This is a genomic window from Variovorax sp. GW822-FHT04E09 (genome assembly GCF_058800845.1).
In genome coordinates this window covers 74,317-90,774 of sequence record NZ_JBXAMR010000008.1, presented here as the reverse complement: position 1 = coordinate 90,774, position 16,458 = coordinate 74,317, and the positions used below count along the sequence as shown (strand labels likewise).

The window sequence follows — 16,458 nt, the reverse complement described above, 5'->3', positions numbered from 1 at the left end:
TTCATAGGTGTTTTCCCGGCCTGACCCGGTACTCCGGGCGGCACGGCACACTCGGAAACCATGACGCAAAGCTCTCTTTCCCCTCCGGCCGCGGGTCCGCTGGCCGGCCTCAAGGTCGTCGAACTCGGGCAACTGATCGCCGGCCCCTTCGCGGCGCGCACGCTGGCCGACTTCGGCGCCGACGTGGTCAAGATCGAGCCGCCCGGCGCGGGCGACCCGTTGCGCACCTGGCGGCTGCTGAAGGACGGCACCTCCGTCTGGTGGCAGGTGCAGTCGCGCAACAAGCGCTCGCTGGCGCTGGACCTGCGCCAGCCCGAGGCGCAGGCCATCGTGCGCCAGCTCGCGGCCGAGGCCGACGTGCTGGTCGAGAACTTCCGCCCTGGCGCGATGGAAGGCTGGGGCCTGGGGCCCGACGCGCTGCTGGCCGCCAACCCCGCGCTCGTGATGCTGCGCATCAGCGGCTACGGCCAGACCGGCCCCTACCGCGACCGGCCCGGCTTCGGCGTGGTGGCCGAGGCCATGGGCGGGCTGCGCCACCTCACGGGCGAACCGGGCCGCGTGCCGGTGCGCGTGGGCGTGTCGATCGGCGACACGCTGGCCTCGCTGCATGGCGTGATCGGCGTGCTGATGGCCATGCAGCATCGCCACGCCACCGTGAGCGCCGAATTTCCGAAGGGCCGGGGCCAGGTGGTCGACGTCGCGCTGTACGAGGCGGTCTTCAACTGCATGGAAAGCCTGCTGCCCGAGTACGCCGAATTCGGCGCGGTGCGCGAGGCCGCCGGCAGCGCGCTGCCGGGCATTGCGCCCACCAACGCCTACCGCTGCGCGGACGGCGGCTACGCCATCGTCGCCGGCAACGGCGACAGCATCTTCAAGCGGCTCATGGCCTGCATCGGCCGGCCGGACCTCGCGGCCGACCCGGCGCTGGCCGGCAACACGGGGCGCGTGGCGCAGGTCGGGATGCTCGATGCCGCCATCGGCGACTGGGCCGCGCAGCGCACGGTGACCGAGGTGCTGGCCGCGCTCGACGCGGCGCACGTGCCGGCCGGGCGCATCTACACCATCGCCGACATCGCGGCCGACCCGCACTATGCCGCGCGCGGCATGCTGCAAGAGGTGAAGATGCCCGACGGCAGCGCGCTCGCGGTGCCGGGCTTCGTGCCCAAGCTGTCGCTCACGCCGGCCGGCCACCGGCGCAATGCGCCGGCGCTGGGGGCGGACACGCAGGCGGTGCTGGAGGAGATCGGCTTGAGCGCCGGGCAGATCGCCGCGCTGCAGGAACGCGGGATCGTCGGCTGATCGGTCAGCCTCGGAGGGACTCGATCAGGTCGATGTACTTCTGCTTGGCTTCGTCGGCCGTGGCGCCCTTCTGGGCGGTCCACGCGTCCCACTTGGCGCGCGCGACGATGTCGCTGAAGCTGGGCTTCTTGGCGGTGTTGTCGCCTTCGGTCGCCTGCTTGAACAGGGCGTAGATTTTCAGCAGCGTCGGGTTGTCGGGGCGCTCGGCCAGCAGCTTGGAGTTGGCCTGGGCGGCTTCGAATTGGGCGTTGAGGTCGGACATGGCGGTCGGGAAGAAGGTCAGAAACCGCGCATCTTAAATGGATTGGTACCAAGTGGTACCAATAGCAAGCGTTCCGGCCTTTCAGTCCGTCAGCCCTGCGCGCGCCAGCTCCACATCCAGTCGCTCCCGCGCATCCGCCGGCGTCAGCGTCGCCGCCTTCTCGTACAGCCCGTTCGCCTCGCCGAGGCGCGACTCGCCGTGCAGCATCAGCAGCGCACGCGCGTATTCCATCATCCCGGCCGCCGACTGCGGGTGCAGCGCCAGCCCGCGCTCGAACAGTTCGATCGAGGTCTCGGCGCGCACGCCGTAGGTCATGCGCCCGACCAGCGCGCCGACCTTGTCGATCACCTCGGCGTGGAAGGCGGCCAGCGCGAGGTGCGCGTCGCCATGTTCCGGCTGCAGTTCGATCACGTGCTCCAGCGCGCCCTTGAGTTTGGTGCCCAGGCCCTGCGCCAGGGCGCGCGCCACGCTGATGCCCTGGCTGTAGCGGCCCAGCGCGTAGGCCTGCCAGTACAGCGCCTGGCAGTTGTCGGGTTCGGCCGCGACCTGCGCGCCGGCGCGTTCGATCACCTGGCGGAACATGGCGAGCCGCACGGCCTCGCGCGGCTCCAGGTAGTTGGCGTAGATGGCGGTCGCCTGGTTGGCGAGCGCCAGGCCGTCGGGGCCGTGCCGCAGGCCGAGGGCGGCGGCGCGTTCGAACTCGCCGCTGTGGTACAGCGCCCAGCCTTCGGCCAGCGGCGCGTCGGGCGCGGGCGGCGGCAGTGCGTGGCCGGCGTGCAGGCGCTGCCAGTGGGCGAGCAGGCTGCGCGCGTCGTAGCGGGGCACGTCGGGGTAGGGAAGGGGCGTCCAGGGTTCGGTGCCGGCGGTGGCCGTGGCCGCGGCAGGGCCGGCGGACAGCAGCGAGAGCGGTTTGAAATCGGAGTGGGGCATGGATGTTCTAGGCCGCCATATCGACCGTCGGTGGCACGGGGCTGGGGTTGCTGGCGGCGCTTTCGCCGTTGTAGGCATTGCTCAGCGCCAGCAGGTGGCGGCGCTGGTCGCGTGCGAGGTAGGGCGCGAGCAGATGCAGCGTGTGGTGGCCGCCGCGCATCAGCGCGCCCTGCGCGTGCGCGGGCTCGAGCGCCTGGCGCGGGTTGCGCACGTACTCGTAGCTGAGCCAGTAGGTCAGCACCACGACCATGCTCTGGGCCAGCGTGTCGACCTCGTGCGCGTCGATGTCCAGGTGGCCGGCACGGCTCAGGCCGGCGATCAGCTGGCGGATGGCGCGCGCCTTGTTCTTGAGCACGAGCTGGAACTGGGTCTCCAGGTGCCGGTTCTTGCTCAGCAGGTCGTTGAGGTCGCGGTACAGGAAGCGGTAGCGCCAGATCAGCTCGAAGAGGCTGTGCATGAAGAACCAGGCGTCCTCCACGTCGTGCACGCCTTCGCTGGCGTGCAGCAGCTCGTTGAGCTCGGCTTCGTAGCCTTCGTAGAGCTTGTTGATCAGCTCTTCCTTGGCGGGGTAGTGGTAGTAGAGATTGCCGGGGCTGATGTTCAGCTCGCCGGCCACCAGCGTGGTCGACACGTTCGGTTCCCCGAAGCGGTTGAACAAATCCAATGCAGCTTCGAGGATGCGTTGCGCAGTGCGGCGTGGCGCCTTCTTTGCCATGTCGGTGCCCCCGTGGTTTCTCTTGGTCTTGGGGGCACTCTAGCGCATGTGCGCTGCACCATGAACGGTGCGGGACATGTTTTGCGGCGCTGAATTTTTGTGCAGTGCCGCAATTACAGAACGATGTCAGCCGGCCTTGGGGCGGCGCAGGGTCTTCTTGGCGGCGGGGGCGGTGGCGGCCTTGCGCGCGGCGGACTTGCGGGGTGCCGTGGCGGCGGTCTTGGCATCGCGCTGCTTGAGTTGGGCTTCGAGCGCCTCGACGCGCGCCTGCAGCGCGGCCACGTCGGCGGCCGAGGGCACGCCGAGCTTTTCGAGCGCGCGCGCCACGCGGTCTTCGAAGATGTTCTCGAGCTTGCCCCACTGGCCGGCGGCCTTGGTGCCGAACTCGCTGGCGAAGCCGGCCATGCGCTGCTGGGCCTGGGCCAGGGTTTCCTCGGCGGCCTGCTGGGTCTTCTTCTGCATGCCGGCGCCGTCCTTGACCAGCGCCTCGAAGGCCTTGCTGCCTTCCTGCTGCATCTTGGCGAAGGCGCCGAGGCCGGCCAGCCAGATCTGCTGGGCCGAGTCCTTGATGCGGTCGGTCTTGTCGTTGCTGTCGTCGTCTCGGGAGGTGGCCATGCGATGTGTTCCTTGGGATGCAATCGCACGACTCTAGCCGCCCGGGCGCGCCGTGGTTAGGGCGCGCCGCCTATCCCCGCGCCCCGGATCAGGGCGTGCCGCCGGCGGCGCGGCTGGCGTCCAGATGCGCCTTGGCGCGCTCGGCCAGCGCCATTTCGCCGGGGGTGCCGGGCACGAAGGCTTCCACCGGCAGCGGCCGGCCGTGCGAGTCGACCGAGACGAACACGATCAGGCATTCGGTGGTCTTTTCCATCACGCCGCCCTTCATGTCGCCGCTGCGCACCTCGACCGAGATGTTCATGCTGGTCTTGCCGGTGTAGGCCAGGCGGGCCTCGACCTCGACCAGGTCGCCGATCATGATCGGCCGGTGAAAGCGGATGCTGCCGATGAAGGCGGTGACGCAGTAGCGCTTGGCCCAGCTGGTGGCGCAGGCGTAGCCGGCTTCGTCGATCCACTTCATGACCGTGCCGCCGTGGACCTTGCCGCCGAAGTTGACGGTGCTGGGTTCGGCCAGGAATCGGAGGGTGATGGAAGACATGGGGCGCCTTTTTTCTGTGGGCTGTGGGTGGGGAGCCGCGATTATGCGAGCGCCCGGGCGCCCTTTGGCGTCTGCCGCCGCCGTTCAGCTGCCGCTGAACAGCTGCGCCAGCGTGCGGCGCAGCCAGGCGTTGCCCGGGTCGGCATGAAAGCGCTCGTGCCAGTGCTGCTTCACCGCATAGGCCGGCAGCGTGAAGGGCGGCGCCAGCACCTTCACCGGCTCCTGCGTGGCCAGCACGTTGCCCAGGATGCGCGGCACCACCACGATCAGCTCGGTGTGGGCCACGATGCGCGCCACGCTCAGGAAGCTCGACAGCCGCACCACAACGTTGCGCTTGAGGCCCAGGCGCGCGATGGTGGTGTCGACGATGGCGTGCCCCGTGCCCGAGCTGGACACCACCGCGTGCGCCTCTTCCTCGAAGCGCTTGCGCGTGAGCTTGGCGCCGATGCGCGGATGGTTCTGCGCCGCCAGGCAGACGAAGTTCTGCATGAACAGCACCTGCTGGTAGAAGCCCGCGTCCAGCTGCGGCATGAAGCCCACGGCCAGGTCGACGTCGCCGTCCTGCAGCCGGCGGCCGCTGTGGGTGGAGATGATCTCGGTCTCGATGTGCACGCCCGGCGCCGCATGGCGCAGGTGGTCGAGCAGGCCGGGCAGCAGCACCACCTCGCTGATGTCGGTCATGCAGATGCGAAAGCGCCGCTGCGCGCGCGCCGGCTCGAAGCTGCTGCGGTTGCCCTGCGCCTGCGCCAGCTGCGCCAGCGCCTCGCGCAGGTTCGGGTAGATGCGCTCGGCGTGCGGCGTGGGCTGCATGCCCTGCGCGGTGCGGGTGAACAGGCGGTCGTCGAAGTGCGCGCGCAGCTTGTTCAGCGCCGTGCTGGCCGCCGCCTGCGCCATGCCCAGGCGCTCGGCCGCCTTGGTGACGTTGCCGGTCTTGTAGACCTCGTCGAACACGGCGAGCCATTCGAGATCGAGCTTGGACATGGGGTGAGGCGGGACGGAGCCCTGAAGGCGAAAGGCACCATTATCGAAATTTCGAATTCCGTGTATTGGCACGCGGTCTTGAGGAAATAGTGGTGCAGGTCAACAATGCCGCCAACGGAGACACCGACCCCATGAACCCCGCTTCTTCCCATGCCGCCAGCGCACCGGCCAACGCCGCCGAGCGCCGCGACTACTACGCCCGCATCCGTCCGCTGAACCTCTCGCCGCTGTGGGAGTCGCTGCACGTGCTGGTGCCGCGCGAACCCGCGAGCCCGTGCGTGCCCGCGCTGTGGCGCTACGACGAGATCCGCCCGCTGCTCATGGAGTCGGCTGACCTCATCACCGCCGAAGAGGCCGTGCGCCGCGTGCTGGTGCTCGAGAACCCGGCGCTGCCCGGCAACGCGTCGATCACGCAGTCGATCTACGCCGGCCTGCAGCTCATCATGCCGGGCGAGGTGGCACCGTCGCACCGCCATGTGCAGTCGGCGCTGCGCTTCATCGTCGACGGCAAGGGCGCCTACACCACCGTGGGCGGCGAGCGCACGACCATGCACCCCGGCGACTTCATCATCACGCCCTCGTGGGCCTGGCACGACCACGGCAACGAAGGCATCGAAGGCGTGACCGAGCCGGTGGTCTGGCTCGACGGGCTCGACATTCCCATGCTGCGCTTCTTCGACGCCGGCTTCGCCGAGAACGACGACGCCAAGGTGCAGCACGTGGCGCGGCCCGAAGGCCACAGCCTGGCGCGCTTCGGCCACAACATGGTGCCGGTGCGGCACGACCACACCTCGGCCACCTCGCCGATCTTCAACTACCCCTACCTGCGCAGCCGCGAGGCGCTGGCCCAGTTGCAGAAGCAGGAGGCGCCCGATGCCTGGCTGGGCCACAAGCTGCGCTACATCAACCCGCTGACGGGCGGCTCGCCGATGCCGACCATCTCGACCCAGCTGCAGCTGCTGCCCAAGGGCTTCGCGGGCCAGGCGCACCGCGCCACCGACGGCACCGTCTACAGCGTGGTCGAAGGCCACGGCACGGCCGAAATCGCCGGCCAGCGTTTCGACTTCGGCCCGCGCGACACCTTCGTCGTGCCCTCGTGGGCGCCGCTGCTTCTCGCGTCGCCGAACGAAGACACCGTGCTCTTCAGTTTTTCCGACCGCCCCGTGCAGCAGGCCATGGGCATCCTGCGCGAAGCCTTTCTCGAAGACGCCTGAAAGCGCGGCGACCCTCTTTTTTCTTTTTTCTTGTTTGTCTGATGTGCCGTCCCACGCGGCAGGAGCTTCCATGTCCTTCGTCTTCACGCCCCCTTCCATCGTCGGCCTGCCCATCGTCGGCTCCGACCGGCAGTTCCCCGTGCGCCGCGTCTACTGCGTGGGCCGCAACTACGCGGCGCATGCGCGCGAGATGGGCTTCGACCCCGACCGCGAACCGCCGTTCTTCTTCTGCAAGCCCAACGACGACGCCTCGGTCGTGCCCGTGGCCGAAGGCGCCACCGCAGCCATTCCCTACCCGCCGCTCACGAGCAACTACCACTACGAAGCCGAGCTGGTGGTCGCCATCGGCAAGGGCGGCAAGGACATCCCGGTCGATCAGGCCGCCAGCCACATCCACAGCTACGCCGTAGGCCTGGACATGACGCGCCGCGATCTGCAGATGAAGATGCGCGAAGCCGGCCGCCCCTGGGAGATCGGCAAGGCCTTCGACTTCTCGGCCCCCATCGCGCCGCTGCGCACGCTGGCCGACGTGGGCGAGATCAACGCCGGCGCCATCACGCTCGAGGTCGATGGCCAGGTGCGCCAGAACAGCGACATCACGCACCTGATCTGGTCGGTGAAAGAGGTCATCGCCAACCTCTCGACGCTGTTCGCGCTGCAGCCCGGCGACCTGATCTTCACGGGCACGCCCGAAGGCGTGGGCGCGGTGAAGCCGGGCCAGACGATCAAGGTCAGCATCGAGCGCCTGCCGTCCCTGACGGTTCGCATCGACTGATCGCCCCGGCCCGCGCATGACCCTCTCGAAGCATCCTCCCTCCGTGCTGCTCGTCGGCGGCGGCATCGGCGGCATGGCCGCTGCGCTGGCGCTCGCACGCCTGGGCGTGGCCATCGACCTGCTCGAACAGAGCGCCGTCATCGGCGAGATCGGCGCCGGCCTGCAGCTCGGCCCCAACGCCTTCGCGGCGCTCGACGCGCTGGGCGTGGGCGAGGCCGTGCGCCGCAGCTCGGTGTTCACCGACCGGCTCGTGATGATGGACGCGGTCGACTGCAGCGAAGTCGCCTCGGTGCCCGTCGGCGAGGCCTTCCGCGCGCGTTTCGGCAATCCGTACGCCGTGAGCCACCGCGCCGACCTGCACGGCGCGATCCATGAGGCCGTGAAGCAGCATCCGCTGATCCGCTTCCATACCTCGGCGCAGGTCGAGGCGATCGACACCGGCGCGCACGGTGTCACGGCCGTCACGCGCGACGGCCGCCGTTTCCAGGCCGACGCCATCGTCGGCTGCGACGGCGTGAAGTCGGTGGTGCGCGCCAAGCTCATTGGCGACGCGCCGCGCGTGTCGGGCCACGTGGTCTACCGCGCCGTCGTGCCCGCGGCCGACATGCCTGCCGACCTGCAATGGAACGCGCCCGTGGTCTGGGCCGGCCCGAACTGCCACCTGGTGCACTACCCGCTGCGCCATGGCGAGCAGTACAACCTGGTCGTCACCTTCCACAGCCGCGATGCCGAAGAATGGGGCGTCACCGACGGCAGCAAGGAAGAGGTGCTGTCGTACTTCGAAGGCGTGCACGCGCGCCCGCGCCAGCTGCTCGACCGCCCGACCTCGTGGCGCCGCTGGAGCACCGCCGACCGCGACCCCGTCGAACGCTGGAGCGACGGCCCGGCCACGCTGCTGGGCGACGCGGCGCATCCCATGATGCAGTACCTCGCGCAGGGCGCCTGCATGGCGCTCGAAGACGCGGTGACGCTCGGCGAGGCCGTGAAGGCCTGCGACTTCGACATGGCCGCCGCCTTCCAGCGCTACGAACAGGCCCGCATCGCACGCTGCGCGCGCGTCGTGCTGTCGGTGCGCGAGATGGGGCGCCTGTACCACGCCCAGGGCGTGGAGCGCCTGGTGCGCAACAGCCTGTGGACCGGGCGCACGCCCGAACGCTTCTACGATGCGGTCGAATGGCTGTACGCCTGGCGACCCGAGCACTGCCTGGGCGAGGCGCCCGCGCCGCGCTGATCCGCGTTTCTCTCTTCATCATCTACCAACGAGGCCGAAGGCCCAGGAGACAACCCATGAACTTTCCGCGCGCATTGCTGACGACCGCCGTCCTGGCCCTGACCGCCGCCTCCGGCGCCTGGGCGCAGGGCAGCGACTACCCGAGCAAGCCGGTGACGCTGATCACCCCGTTCGCGGCCGGCAGCGGCCCCGACGCGGTGCTGCGGCTCGTGTCCGACAAGCTCTCGCGCCTGTGGAACCAGCGCGTGGTGGTCGACAACCGGCCCGGCGGCGGCGGCTTCATCGCCATCGACCAGGCGCGCCGCGCCGCGCCCGACGGCTACACCTTGCTGCAGCTGGACAGCGAGCACATCGCCGCGCTGCCGCACCTGTACAAGTCGCGCAACTTCGTGACCTTGCAGCACTTCGACCCGGTCGCCTCGCTGTTCCGCACGCCCTTCTTCGTGGCCGTGGGCACCGAGTCGAAGTGGAAGACCATGGGCGACCTGATCGCCGCCGCCAAGGCCAACCCCGAGGGCGTGGTCTACGGTTCGTGGGGCGTCGGCAGCCCGGGCCACCTGGGCGCGCAGCAGCTCGAGGCGCTCACGGGCATCCGCATGCGGCACGCGCCGTACCGCGAGGTGTCGCAGCTGTATTCCAACGTGGGCACCGGCGAGGTGCCGTGGGCTTTCGCGAGCATCCCGTCGAGCCAGGGCATCTACAAGGCCGGCAAGCTGCGCTACATCGCCGTGGCCGCGCCCAAGCGCATCCCGCAGATGCCCGACGTGCCCACCATGGCCGAGGCCGGCGGCCCGGCCTCGCTGGAGGTCAACTCCTTCGTGTCGCTGCTGGCGCCCAAGGGCGTGTCGGCCGCCGTGAAGGCCAAGATCAACGCCGACGTGGCCAAGGTCATCGCCGACCCGGACATCCGCGCCCGCTTCGACACCTTCGCCTTCGAGCCGCTGGCCTGGTCGCCCGAGGAGATCGAGCGCAACGCCGAGGTCAAGTCGAAGGTGTACGGGGAGCTGGTGCGCCGGGGCAACATCAGCCTCGACTGACGAGGGTGCGCCTTGCCCAGGGCTCGGCGCGCCAGTTAAGCTGGCTCTCTTTGCATTTTTGTTTACCTTTTAACTGTCTTTTTCCATGCAAGCCACCAAGAGAGCCCTCCTGATCGCCTGCGGCATGGCCGCCACCGCGGCGCTGCCGCTGTCCGCCAGCGCCGACACCCCCGCGTGGCCGACCAAGCCGATCCGCCTGCTGGTGGGTTTCCCGGGCGGCTCCACGCCCGACATCGCGGCGCGCACCATCGCCGAGCCGCTGTCCCGCGCGCTGGGCCAGCCGGTCGTGGTGGACAACAAGGCCGGCGCCTCGGGCAACATCGCGGCCGACCAGGTGGCCAAGGCCACCGACGACCACACGCTGGGCATCGTCATCAACGGCAACCTCACGTCGTCGAAGATGCTGTACCCCAAGCTGCCGTACGACCCGGCGAAGGACTTCACCTACCTGTCGCTGATCGCCACCGCGCCGCTGGTGCTCGTGGCGCAGAACAGCCTGCCCTCGGGCACCGCCTTCTTCGACGCCGCGCGCCAGGCCGGCGACAAGTGGAACTACGGCTCGGTGGGCGTGGGCTCGGTCGGCCACCTGGGCATGGAACTGCTCAAGAGCCGCGTGAACGGCTTCAAGCCCGAGCACGTGCCCTACCAGGGCAACCCGCAGGTCGTCACCGGCATGCTGGGCGACCAGGTGCAGATGGGCCTGATCCCGCCGGGCGTGGCCATGCCGCAGATCCGCGCCGGAAAGCTCAAGGCCGTGGGCCTCACGGGCGGACGCAGCGCGCTGGTGCCCGAGATCGCCCCGCTGGCCGATGCCGGCGTGAAGGACTTCAGCCTCGAGGTGTGGGTGGCGCTGCTCGGCCCGGCCAGCCTGTCGAAGCCCGCGCAGGCACGCATCAGCCGCGAGATCGAGATCGTCATGAAAGACCCCGACGTGCGCCGCAAGCTCTTCGAACAAGGCTGGCAGGCCGTGGGCACCTCGCCTGACGGCATGCGCACGCGCGTGAAGGAAGAGGCGGCGATCATGAGCAAGATCATTTCCACGCGCGGGATCAAACTGCAGTGATGACGGCGACGACGCAGCAACAACACACCCTGACCGAACCGGCGCGCGCGCTGCCGGTGTTCGGCGACTTCGACGTGGTGGTGGTCGGCGGCGGCCCCGCCGGCATTGCTGCCGCCGTGAGCGCCGCGCGCCACGGCGCGCGCACGCTGCTGGTGGAGCGCTACGGTTTTCTCGGCGGCATGGGCACCGCGGGCGGCGTGACCAACTTCGCGGGCCTGTACGGCAAGCGCCGCGGCGAGATGACGCAGCTGGTGCGCGGCGTGGTCGACGACCTCATCGACCGCATCGCCGGCTTCAACGGCATGAACGCGCCGCAGAACGGCATGGGCGGGCGCATCTGTGTGCGCTCGTACGACACCTCGGCCTACAAGCTGGCCGCCGACCAGCTGCTCGAAGCGGCCGGCGTGCAGATGCTGTTCCACGCGTATGCCGCGGCCGTGCTGCACGACGGCGCACGCATTGCCGCGCTGGTGGTCGAAACCAAATCGGGCCGCCAGGCGATCCGCGCCAACGCCTTCATCGACGCCAGCGGCGACGCCGACGTGGCGGCCTTCGCGGGCGTGCCTTTCGAGGTGGGCGACGGCCACGGCAGCGGGCTGTTCCCGACCACCATGTTCCGCATCGGCCAGGTCGACGCGCCGGCCGCGCTGGAAGCGGTGGGCGAGTTCTCGGCCATCAACGGCTTCATGGCGCGCGCCGAGCAGCAGCACCCGGGCAAGTACAGCTTTCCGCGCGAAGGCGCGATCCTGCGGCCCAACAAGGACCCGCGCGAATGGCGCGCCAACGTCACGCAGATCCGCAACGCCGAAGGCCGCGCGATGAACGGCGTCGATGCGCGCGAGCTCAGCGACGGCGAGCTCGAAGGCCGGCGCCAGATTGCGGCGTACTTCAAGTTCCTGCAGGCCGAGGTGCCGGGCTTCGCGCCGTCGGCCATTGTGGAGATCGCGCCGCAGGTCGGCATCCGCGAGACGCGGCGCATCCAGGGCCTGTATGCGCTCGGGCGCGAGGACATCCTCGGCTCGGCCACCTTCGACGACACCATCGGCCTGAACGCCTGGCCGATGGAAATGCACGCCGACGGCCGCATCGAGTGGGCCTTCCCGCGCGACGAAGCCAACGCCTACAACCACCTGCCGTGGCGCATGCTGGTGCCGCAGACGCTCGACAACCTGCTGGTGGCCGGGCGCTGCGCCTCGATGACGCACGAAGGCCAGTCGGCCGCGCGTGCCAGCGGCGGCTGCTTCGTCATGGGGCAGGCGGCGGGCACGGCGGCGGCCTCGCTGGGCAGCGGGCGCTTCGCGGCGATCGACGTGGCGGCGCTGCAGAAAAAGCTGCTGGCCGACGGCGTCGACCTGGACCGTTGAGGGCGGCGCGGCGCTAGAGTCCGGGGCTGGATGAACTCGAACCCCGGACACACCGTGCCTCTTTCTTCTTCGCTGTCGACCCCCGCGCGTCGGCTCTTCCTGGCGCTGGCCTGCGCCGCCTTCGGCCTGCTGCAGGTGGGCTGCGCCAGCACCCCCGAGGGCGACCCCGTCCACGGCAAGGACCGCGTGCTGAGCTTCGTCGCGGCCAAGGACGGCCGCAAGGTCGCCATCGCCGGCGACAAGTACCACTACGTGTTCGACGGCGACCCGTCCGTGGCCGCGCTGCTGCGCTGGGACGGCCGCACCAAGGTCACGCCCGCGCTCATCGGCGAACTGAAGGTGGCGCGCAACCAGAGCTTCGAAGGCCAGTACGTGCTGATGGCCTTCGACGCCGACCTGACCCCCGAGGACCGCAACTTCCTCGTCCAGACCGGTTTCGCGAAGGCCGAGGTGAAGTACGGCGACCGCACCGGGCCGGTGCTGCGCTACTTCGGCACGGTCTACGGCAAGCGCTACGCGGCGGTGGCGCTGAAGTCGGCCGACACGGTCGATTTCTCGCGGCGCCAGTACCTGAAGTACGTCGAGCAGGAAACGCTCAGCGGCCCCTTCAGCCAGGCCGCGCGTTCGCCGCTGGCGTACGGCGCCGACGGCGTGATGCTGCTGGGCGGCGTGCCGGTACGCATGGTGGATGGCGGCACCGATCACGGCTGCAGCCTGCGCCTGATGCTGGACATCTGCTTCTTCAAGTAGGCCCGCCGGGCGCTGCTGACCGGGCCGCGACAGCGCGCGGGCCCGGCCTTTGCTATCGTCGTGGATTGCTTTTCTGCGCCGAATCCCTTCCCCCCGATGACCCCCGAACCCGTCCTTGCCGCCCGCCTCGTTGCCGACCTCGTCGCCCTCATGCAGCTCGAACCCCTGGGCGGCGACCGCTTCCTGGCTCAGAGCGAGGACATCGGCACGCCCGCCGTCTTCGGCGGCCAGGTGCTCGGCCAGTCGCTCATGGCCGCCAGCCTCACGGTGGGCGCCGAGCGCCCGGTGCATTCGATGCACGCCTACTTCCTGCTGCCCGGCGAGCACGCGCCCATCGAGTACAGCGTCGACCGCGTGCGCGACGGCCGCAGCTTCACCACGCGCCATGTGGTGGCGCGCCAGCAGGACCGCATCATTTTCGAGATGTCGGCCTCGTTCCAGACCGTGGACGAGGGCGTCGAGCACCAGTTCCCCATGCCCGCCGTCGAAGGCCCCGAGGGCCTGACCAGCGAACTCGACCAGCGCATCGCGCTCGGCGACCGCCTGCCCGAGCCCTGGCGCTCCAAGGCCATCCAGCCGCACGGCATCGAGTACCGGCGCGTCGATCCCGAAGACCTGCTGCGGCCCGAAGTGCGCCCCACCGAGAACCAGAGCGCCATCTGGATGCGCGCCATCGCGCCGCTGCCCGACGACCTGACGGTGCACCGCGCGCTGCTGGCCTACGCCTCCGACCACGGCCTGCTGCGCGCCGCGATGCTGCCGCACGGCCTGAGCTTCATGAGCGGCCAGGTGCGCCCCGCCAGCCTGGACCACGCGATGTGGTTCCACCGCGATTTCCGCTTCGACGACTGGCTGCTCTACGTGGTCGACTCGCCCAGCGCGGGCGGCGCGCGCGGCCTGTGCCGCGGCAGCCTCTACACGCGCGACGGCCGCCTCGTGGCCTCGGCGGCGCAAGAGGGCATGCTGCGCATCCGCAAGCCGGGATCGCCGCGCACGCCGATCACGGGCTGAAAGTCCCGCCTCTTTTTTCAACATCCACTCGTTCACCCTGGCCATGAAGATCTTCTTCTCTCCCGCGTCTCCCTTCGTGCGCAAGTGCATGGTCGTGGCCCACGAGCTGGGCGTGGCCGACCGCATCGAGAAGCTGCCCAGCGCGGCCGGCCCGGTGAAGCGCGACGCCCGCATCCTGCCGACCAACCCGCTGGGCCAGGTGCCGACCTTTCTCACCGACGACGGCCAGGCGCTGTTCGACAGCCGCGTGATCTGCGAGTACCTCGACACCACGCACGCCGGCGGCCTGTTCCCGGCCAGCGGGCCCGCGCGCTGGGCGCGCCTGACCGAGCTGTCATTGGCCGACGGCATGACCGGCGCCGCGCTGCTCGCGCGCTACGAGACCATGCTGCGCCCCGAAGCGCTGCGCTGGAGCGACTGGACCGACGGCCAGCTCGACAAGGTGCGCACCGGCCTCGAGTGGCTGGAAGCGGCGGCGCCGTCGTTCGGCGATCGCGTCGACATCGGCACCATCGCCTTCGGCTGCGCGCTGGGCTACATGGACTTCCGCTTTCCCTCGGTGGACTGGCGCGCCCAGGCGCCGAACAGCGCGAAGTGGTTCGCCGTGTTCAACCACCGGCCGTCGATGCAGGCCACGTTGCCGACGGCCTGAGCGATGACGTTCGACGATCTCTCGCGCCGCACCGGCATCGAAATTCCCCCGCTGCTGCAACAGCTCCTCGCCAGCGGGCCGCCGGATCTGGTCGGCTTTCCCGACTTCGAGTGGCTGGACGCCGAACAGGCGGCCAACGACCTCGATGAATGGCTCGACGCCAAGTGGCAGGACGGCCGCAGCTTCCTGCCCTTTGCGCAATCGGGCGCGGGCGACGCCTACTGCCTCGTGCCGCTGGACGGCGGCGCCGTGGGCGTGGCCTTCGTGTGGCACGACGACGAGGAAAGCAGCGTGGGCCACGGCTCGTTCGCCGATTTCGTCTGCGCGAAGTTCCTGGAAGCCTTTGTCGACCTGAGCTACCTCAGCGACTGGGACCTGTCCGAGCCCGAGATGGCCGAGCGCATCGCGGCCGACGTGGCCACCGTCACGGCTTTCATGGACGACACGGAAACCGCCGCCTACCTGCAGGCGCTGAGCCGGCAGCCGCTGGTGTCGCGGCCCTTCAAGACGGGCCCGCGCGCCAGGCCCGAGCAGGTGCCCTCGCTGATGCCGCAGGCCGAGTTCGAGGAAGACCTGAAGCGCTTCACCCTGCAGGACAGCGCGCCTTTCCCCGTGAAAGCGCGCTGGGACATCGAGGGGTAGGCTACGGGGTTTCATCCGAAGGAGGAACCCACCATGTCAGATCAGAAAGTAGCCATCGTCACCGCCGGCGGCAGCGGCATGGGCGCCGCCGCGGCCCGCAAGCTCGCGGACGACGGCTTTCGCGTGGCCATCCTGTCCTCGTCGGGCAAGGGCGAGGCGCTGGCGCAGGAACTCGGCGGCCTTGGCGTGACCGGCTCCAACCAGTCGAACGACGACATCCAGCGCCTCGTGGACAAGGTCATCGCCGAATGGGGCCGCATCGACGTGCTCGTGAACAGCGCCGGCCACGGCCCGCGCGCGCCCATCCTGGAGATCAGCGACGACGACTGGCACCGCGGCATGGACGTCTACTTCCTGAGCGCCGTGCGCCCCGCGCGCCTCGTGGCGCCGCACATGGTGAAGCAGGGCGGCGGCGCGATCATCAACATCTCGACCTTCGCCGCCTTCGAGCCCGACCCGGTGTTCCCGACCTCGGGCGTGTTCCGTGCCGGCCTCGCGGCCTTCACCAAGCTCTTCGCCGACCAGTACGCCAAGCACAACGTGCGCATGAACAACGTGCTGCCCGGCTTCATCGACAGCCTGCCCGAGAAAGAAGTGTTCCGCGAACGCATCCCCATGGGCCGCTACGGCCGCAGCGCCGAGATCGCCGCCACCATCGGCTTCCTGGCCTCCGAGGGCGCGGGCTACATCACGGGGCAGAACCTGCGCGTGGACGGCGGCATCACGCGCTCGGTCTGAACCCGGCCACGGCGCCCATGACCGTCCCCGCCCCGGTGCGCCAGCACATGGACCGCACCCTTGCGTCCTACGAAGCGTCCGCGCGCGACTACAACGCGATCGTCGCGGGCCACCGGCCGCCCGAGATCGAGGAGGCGGTGCGCCGCATGATGCAGCGCGTGCCCGCCGGCGGCACCGTGCTCGAGATCGGTTCCGGGTCGGGGCAGGACGCCGATCTCGTCGAATCCCTGGGCGGGGTCGTGAGGCGCACCGATGCGGTCCAGGCGTTTCTCGACCTGCAGGCCGAGCGCGGCAAGAAGGGCGAGCTGCTCAATGTCGTCACGGATGCGCTGGGCGGGCCCTACGACGCGGTCCTGGCGATGTGCGTGCTGATCCATGTCGATCGCGCGCAGATCGCGCCGGTGCTGCGCAAGGTGTTCGACGCGCTCGCGCCCGGCGGGGTTTTCCTCGCGGCCATGCGCATCGGCGAAGGCGAGACCCTCGGCGACTACCAGACCGTGTACTGGGCGAAAGACGCGTTCGCCGACGCGCTGGCTGCGGCGGGCCTTGACCTGCAATGGGGCAGCCAGTGGATCGGCCGCGACGACGTAACGTGGGCCAACTTCCTGGCGTGCCGTCCGCGCTAGCGGACGAGCGAGCGA

General features: G+C 69.8%; 19 protein-coding genes. 13 read left to right on the top strand and 6 right to left on the bottom strand.

All coding sequences use genetic code 11. The annotated features are described in order from the left end of the window. Positions 1 to 60: 60 nt before the first annotated feature. Complete coding sequence (locus tag AC1RL8_RS26595; protein ID WP_095743259.1) at positions 61 to 1,299, top strand: CaiB/BaiF CoA transferase family protein; 1,239 nt, start codon at positions 61 to 63, stop codon at positions 1,297 to 1,299. A 4-nt stretch (positions 1,300 to 1,303) separates the two neighbouring features. On the opposite strand, the gene AC1RL8_RS26590 is transcribed toward AC1RL8_RS26595, so the two are convergent. The 6 genes from AC1RL8_RS26590 to AC1RL8_RS26565 form a co-directional block, all read right to left on the bottom strand. Beyond that, positions 1,304 to 1,561, bottom strand: coding sequence for an acyl-CoA-binding protein (locus tag AC1RL8_RS26590; RefSeq protein WP_062476104.1), 258 nt, complete (start codon positions 1,559 to 1,561; stop codon positions 1,304 to 1,306). Positions 1,562 to 1,642: 81 nt separating this feature from the next. After that, the gene (locus AC1RL8_RS26585; RefSeq protein WP_369645015.1) at positions 1,643 to 2,491 is read right to left on the bottom strand and encodes a tetratricopeptide repeat protein; all 849 of its coding nucleotides are present in this window, start codon (positions 2,489 to 2,491) and stop codon (positions 1,643 to 1,645) included. Between the two features lie 7 nt (positions 2,492 to 2,498). Further along, positions 2,499 to 3,206: a TetR/AcrR family transcriptional regulator gene (locus tag AC1RL8_RS26580; protein ID WP_070063441.1), complete on the bottom strand. Its 708-nt coding sequence runs from the start codon at positions 3,204 to 3,206 to the stop codon at positions 2,499 to 2,501. A gap of 126 nt (positions 3,207 to 3,332) precedes the next feature. Then, complete coding sequence (locus AC1RL8_RS26575) at positions 3,333 to 3,821, bottom strand: phasin family protein (RefSeq protein WP_492686648.1); 489 nt, start codon at positions 3,819 to 3,821, stop codon at positions 3,333 to 3,335. Between the two features lie 88 nt (positions 3,822 to 3,909). Then, positions 3,910 to 4,359: an acyl-CoA thioesterase gene (locus tag AC1RL8_RS26570; protein WP_062476095.1), complete on the bottom strand. Its 450-nt coding sequence runs from the start codon at positions 4,357 to 4,359 to the stop codon at positions 3,910 to 3,912. An 84-nt stretch (positions 4,360 to 4,443) separates the two neighbouring features. Next, complete coding sequence (locus tag AC1RL8_RS26565) at positions 4,444 to 5,340, bottom strand: LysR family transcriptional regulator (protein WP_062476092.1); 897 nt, start codon at positions 5,338 to 5,340, stop codon at positions 4,444 to 4,446. A 131-nt stretch (positions 5,341 to 5,471) separates the two neighbouring features. Here AC1RL8_RS26565 and gtdA point away from each other — a divergent pair, with 131 nt between their 5' ends. The 12 genes from gtdA (at position 5,472) to AC1RL8_RS26505 (ending at position 16,443) form a co-directional block, all read left to right on the top strand. Continuing rightward, positions 5,472 to 6,554: a gentisate 1,2-dioxygenase gene (gtdA, locus tag AC1RL8_RS26560; protein WP_492686649.1), complete on the top strand. Its 1,083-nt coding sequence runs from the start codon at positions 5,472 to 5,474 to the stop codon at positions 6,552 to 6,554. Between the two features lie 70 nt (positions 6,555 to 6,624). Then, positions 6,625 to 7,329 carry a fumarylacetoacetate hydrolase family protein gene (locus AC1RL8_RS26555; RefSeq protein WP_492686650.1) on the top strand — a complete coding sequence of 235 codons (705 nt, stop codon included), beginning with the start codon at positions 6,625 to 6,627 and terminating at the stop codon, positions 7,327 to 7,329. 16 nt (positions 7,330 to 7,345) lie between these two features. Next, positions 7,346 to 8,560, top strand: a complete 1,215-nt coding sequence (locus AC1RL8_RS26550) for a 3-hydroxybenzoate 6-monooxygenase (protein ID WP_492686651.1) — start codon at positions 7,346 to 7,348, stop codon at positions 8,558 to 8,560. Positions 8,561 to 8,616: 56 nt separating this feature from the next. Then, positions 8,617 to 9,597, top strand: a complete 981-nt coding sequence (locus AC1RL8_RS26545) for a Bug family tripartite tricarboxylate transporter substrate binding protein (protein WP_492686652.1) — start codon at positions 8,617 to 8,619, stop codon at positions 9,595 to 9,597. Positions 9,598 to 9,682: 85 nt separating this feature from the next. Further along, positions 9,683 to 10,660, top strand: a complete 978-nt coding sequence (locus tag AC1RL8_RS26540; RefSeq protein WP_492686653.1) for a Bug family tripartite tricarboxylate transporter substrate binding protein — start codon at positions 9,683 to 9,685, stop codon at positions 10,658 to 10,660. Further along, positions 10,660 to 12,024: an FAD-dependent oxidoreductase gene (locus AC1RL8_RS26535; RefSeq protein ID WP_492686654.1), complete on the top strand. Its 1,365-nt coding sequence runs from the start codon at positions 10,660 to 10,662 to the stop codon at positions 12,022 to 12,024. Before AC1RL8_RS26540 ends, AC1RL8_RS26535 begins: the two co-directional genes overlap by 1 nt. Before the next feature lie 54 nt (positions 12,025 to 12,078). Further along, positions 12,079 to 12,774, top strand: coding sequence for a hypothetical protein (locus AC1RL8_RS26530; RefSeq protein ID WP_492686655.1), 696 nt, complete (start codon positions 12,079 to 12,081; stop codon positions 12,772 to 12,774). A gap of 96 nt (positions 12,775 to 12,870) precedes the next feature. Next, positions 12,871 to 13,785 (top strand): acyl-CoA thioesterase, encoded by a 915-nt coding sequence (locus tag AC1RL8_RS26525; protein WP_062476073.1) that lies wholly within the window; start codon positions 12,871 to 12,873, stop codon positions 13,783 to 13,785. A gap of 43 nt (positions 13,786 to 13,828) precedes the next feature. Further along, positions 13,829 to 14,437, top strand: a complete 609-nt coding sequence (locus tag AC1RL8_RS26520; protein ID WP_492686656.1) for a glutathione S-transferase — start codon at positions 13,829 to 13,831, stop codon at positions 14,435 to 14,437. Between the two features lie 3 nt (positions 14,438 to 14,440). Then, positions 14,441 to 15,079, top strand: coding sequence for an SMI1/KNR4 family protein (locus tag AC1RL8_RS26515; protein WP_492686657.1), 639 nt, complete (start codon positions 14,441 to 14,443; stop codon positions 15,077 to 15,079). A gap of 33 nt (positions 15,080 to 15,112) precedes the next feature. Then, entirely contained in the window at positions 15,113 to 15,817 is a 705-nt protein-coding gene (locus AC1RL8_RS26510; protein WP_070063433.1) for an SDR family oxidoreductase, read from the top strand. 17 nt (positions 15,818 to 15,834) lie between these two features. Further along, on the top strand, positions 15,835 to 16,443 hold the full coding sequence (locus AC1RL8_RS26505; RefSeq protein WP_492686658.1) for a class I SAM-dependent methyltransferase: 609 nt from the start codon (positions 15,835 to 15,837) through the stop codon (positions 16,441 to 16,443). The last annotated feature ends 15 nt before the right edge of the window (positions 16,444 to 16,458 follow it).

Coding starts and splice junctions, on each gene's coding strand:
- AC1RL8_RS26555 (WP_492686650.1), top strand. CDS start 6,625: ATGTCCTTCGTCTTCACGCCCCCTTCCATCGTCGGCCTGCCCATCGTC.
- AC1RL8_RS26505 (WP_492686658.1), top strand. CDS start 15,835: ATGACCGTCCCCGCCCCGGTGCGCCAGCACATGGACCGCACCCTTGCG.
- AC1RL8_RS26535 (WP_492686654.1), top strand. CDS start 10,660: ATGACGGCGACGACGCAGCAACAACACACCCTGACCGAACCGGCGCGC.
- AC1RL8_RS26520 (WP_492686656.1), top strand. CDS start 13,829: ATGAAGATCTTCTTCTCTCCCGCGTCTCCCTTCGTGCGCAAGTGCATG.
- AC1RL8_RS26590 (WP_062476104.1), bottom strand. CDS start 1,561: ATGTCCGACCTCAACGCCCAATTCGAAGCCGCCCAGGCCAACTCCAAG.
- AC1RL8_RS26550 (WP_492686651.1), top strand. CDS start 7,346: ATGACCCTCTCGAAGCATCCTCCCTCCGTGCTGCTCGTCGGCGGCGGC.
- gtdA (WP_492686649.1), top strand. CDS start 5,472: ATGAACCCCGCTTCTTCCCATGCCGCCAGCGCACCGGCCAACGCCGCC.
- AC1RL8_RS26570 (WP_062476095.1), bottom strand. CDS start 4,359: ATGTCTTCCATCACCCTCCGATTCCTGGCCGAACCCAGCACCGTCAAC.
- AC1RL8_RS26595 (WP_095743259.1), top strand. CDS start 61: ATGACGCAAAGCTCTCTTTCCCCTCCGGCCGCGGGTCCGCTGGCCGGC.
- AC1RL8_RS26580 (WP_070063441.1), bottom strand. CDS start 3,206: ATGGCAAAGAAGGCGCCACGCCGCACTGCGCAACGCATCCTCGAAGCT.
- AC1RL8_RS26540 (WP_492686653.1), top strand. CDS start 9,683: ATGCAAGCCACCAAGAGAGCCCTCCTGATCGCCTGCGGCATGGCCGCC.
- AC1RL8_RS26585 (WP_369645015.1), bottom strand. CDS start 2,491: ATGCCCCACTCCGATTTCAAACCGCTCTCGCTGCTGTCCGCCGGCCCT.
- AC1RL8_RS26510 (WP_070063433.1), top strand. CDS start 15,113: ATGTCAGATCAGAAAGTAGCCATCGTCACCGCCGGCGGCAGCGGCATG.
- AC1RL8_RS26565 (WP_062476092.1), bottom strand. CDS start 5,340: ATGTCCAAGCTCGATCTCGAATGGCTCGCCGTGTTCGACGAGGTCTAC.
- AC1RL8_RS26515 (WP_492686657.1), top strand. CDS start 14,441: ATGACGTTCGACGATCTCTCGCGCCGCACCGGCATCGAAATTCCCCCG.
- AC1RL8_RS26525 (WP_062476073.1), top strand. CDS start 12,871: ATGACCCCCGAACCCGTCCTTGCCGCCCGCCTCGTTGCCGACCTCGTC.
- AC1RL8_RS26545 (WP_492686652.1), top strand. CDS start 8,617: ATGAACTTTCCGCGCGCATTGCTGACGACCGCCGTCCTGGCCCTGACC.
- AC1RL8_RS26575 (WP_492686648.1), bottom strand. CDS start 3,821: ATGGCCACCTCCCGAGACGACGACAGCAACGACAAGACCGACCGCATC.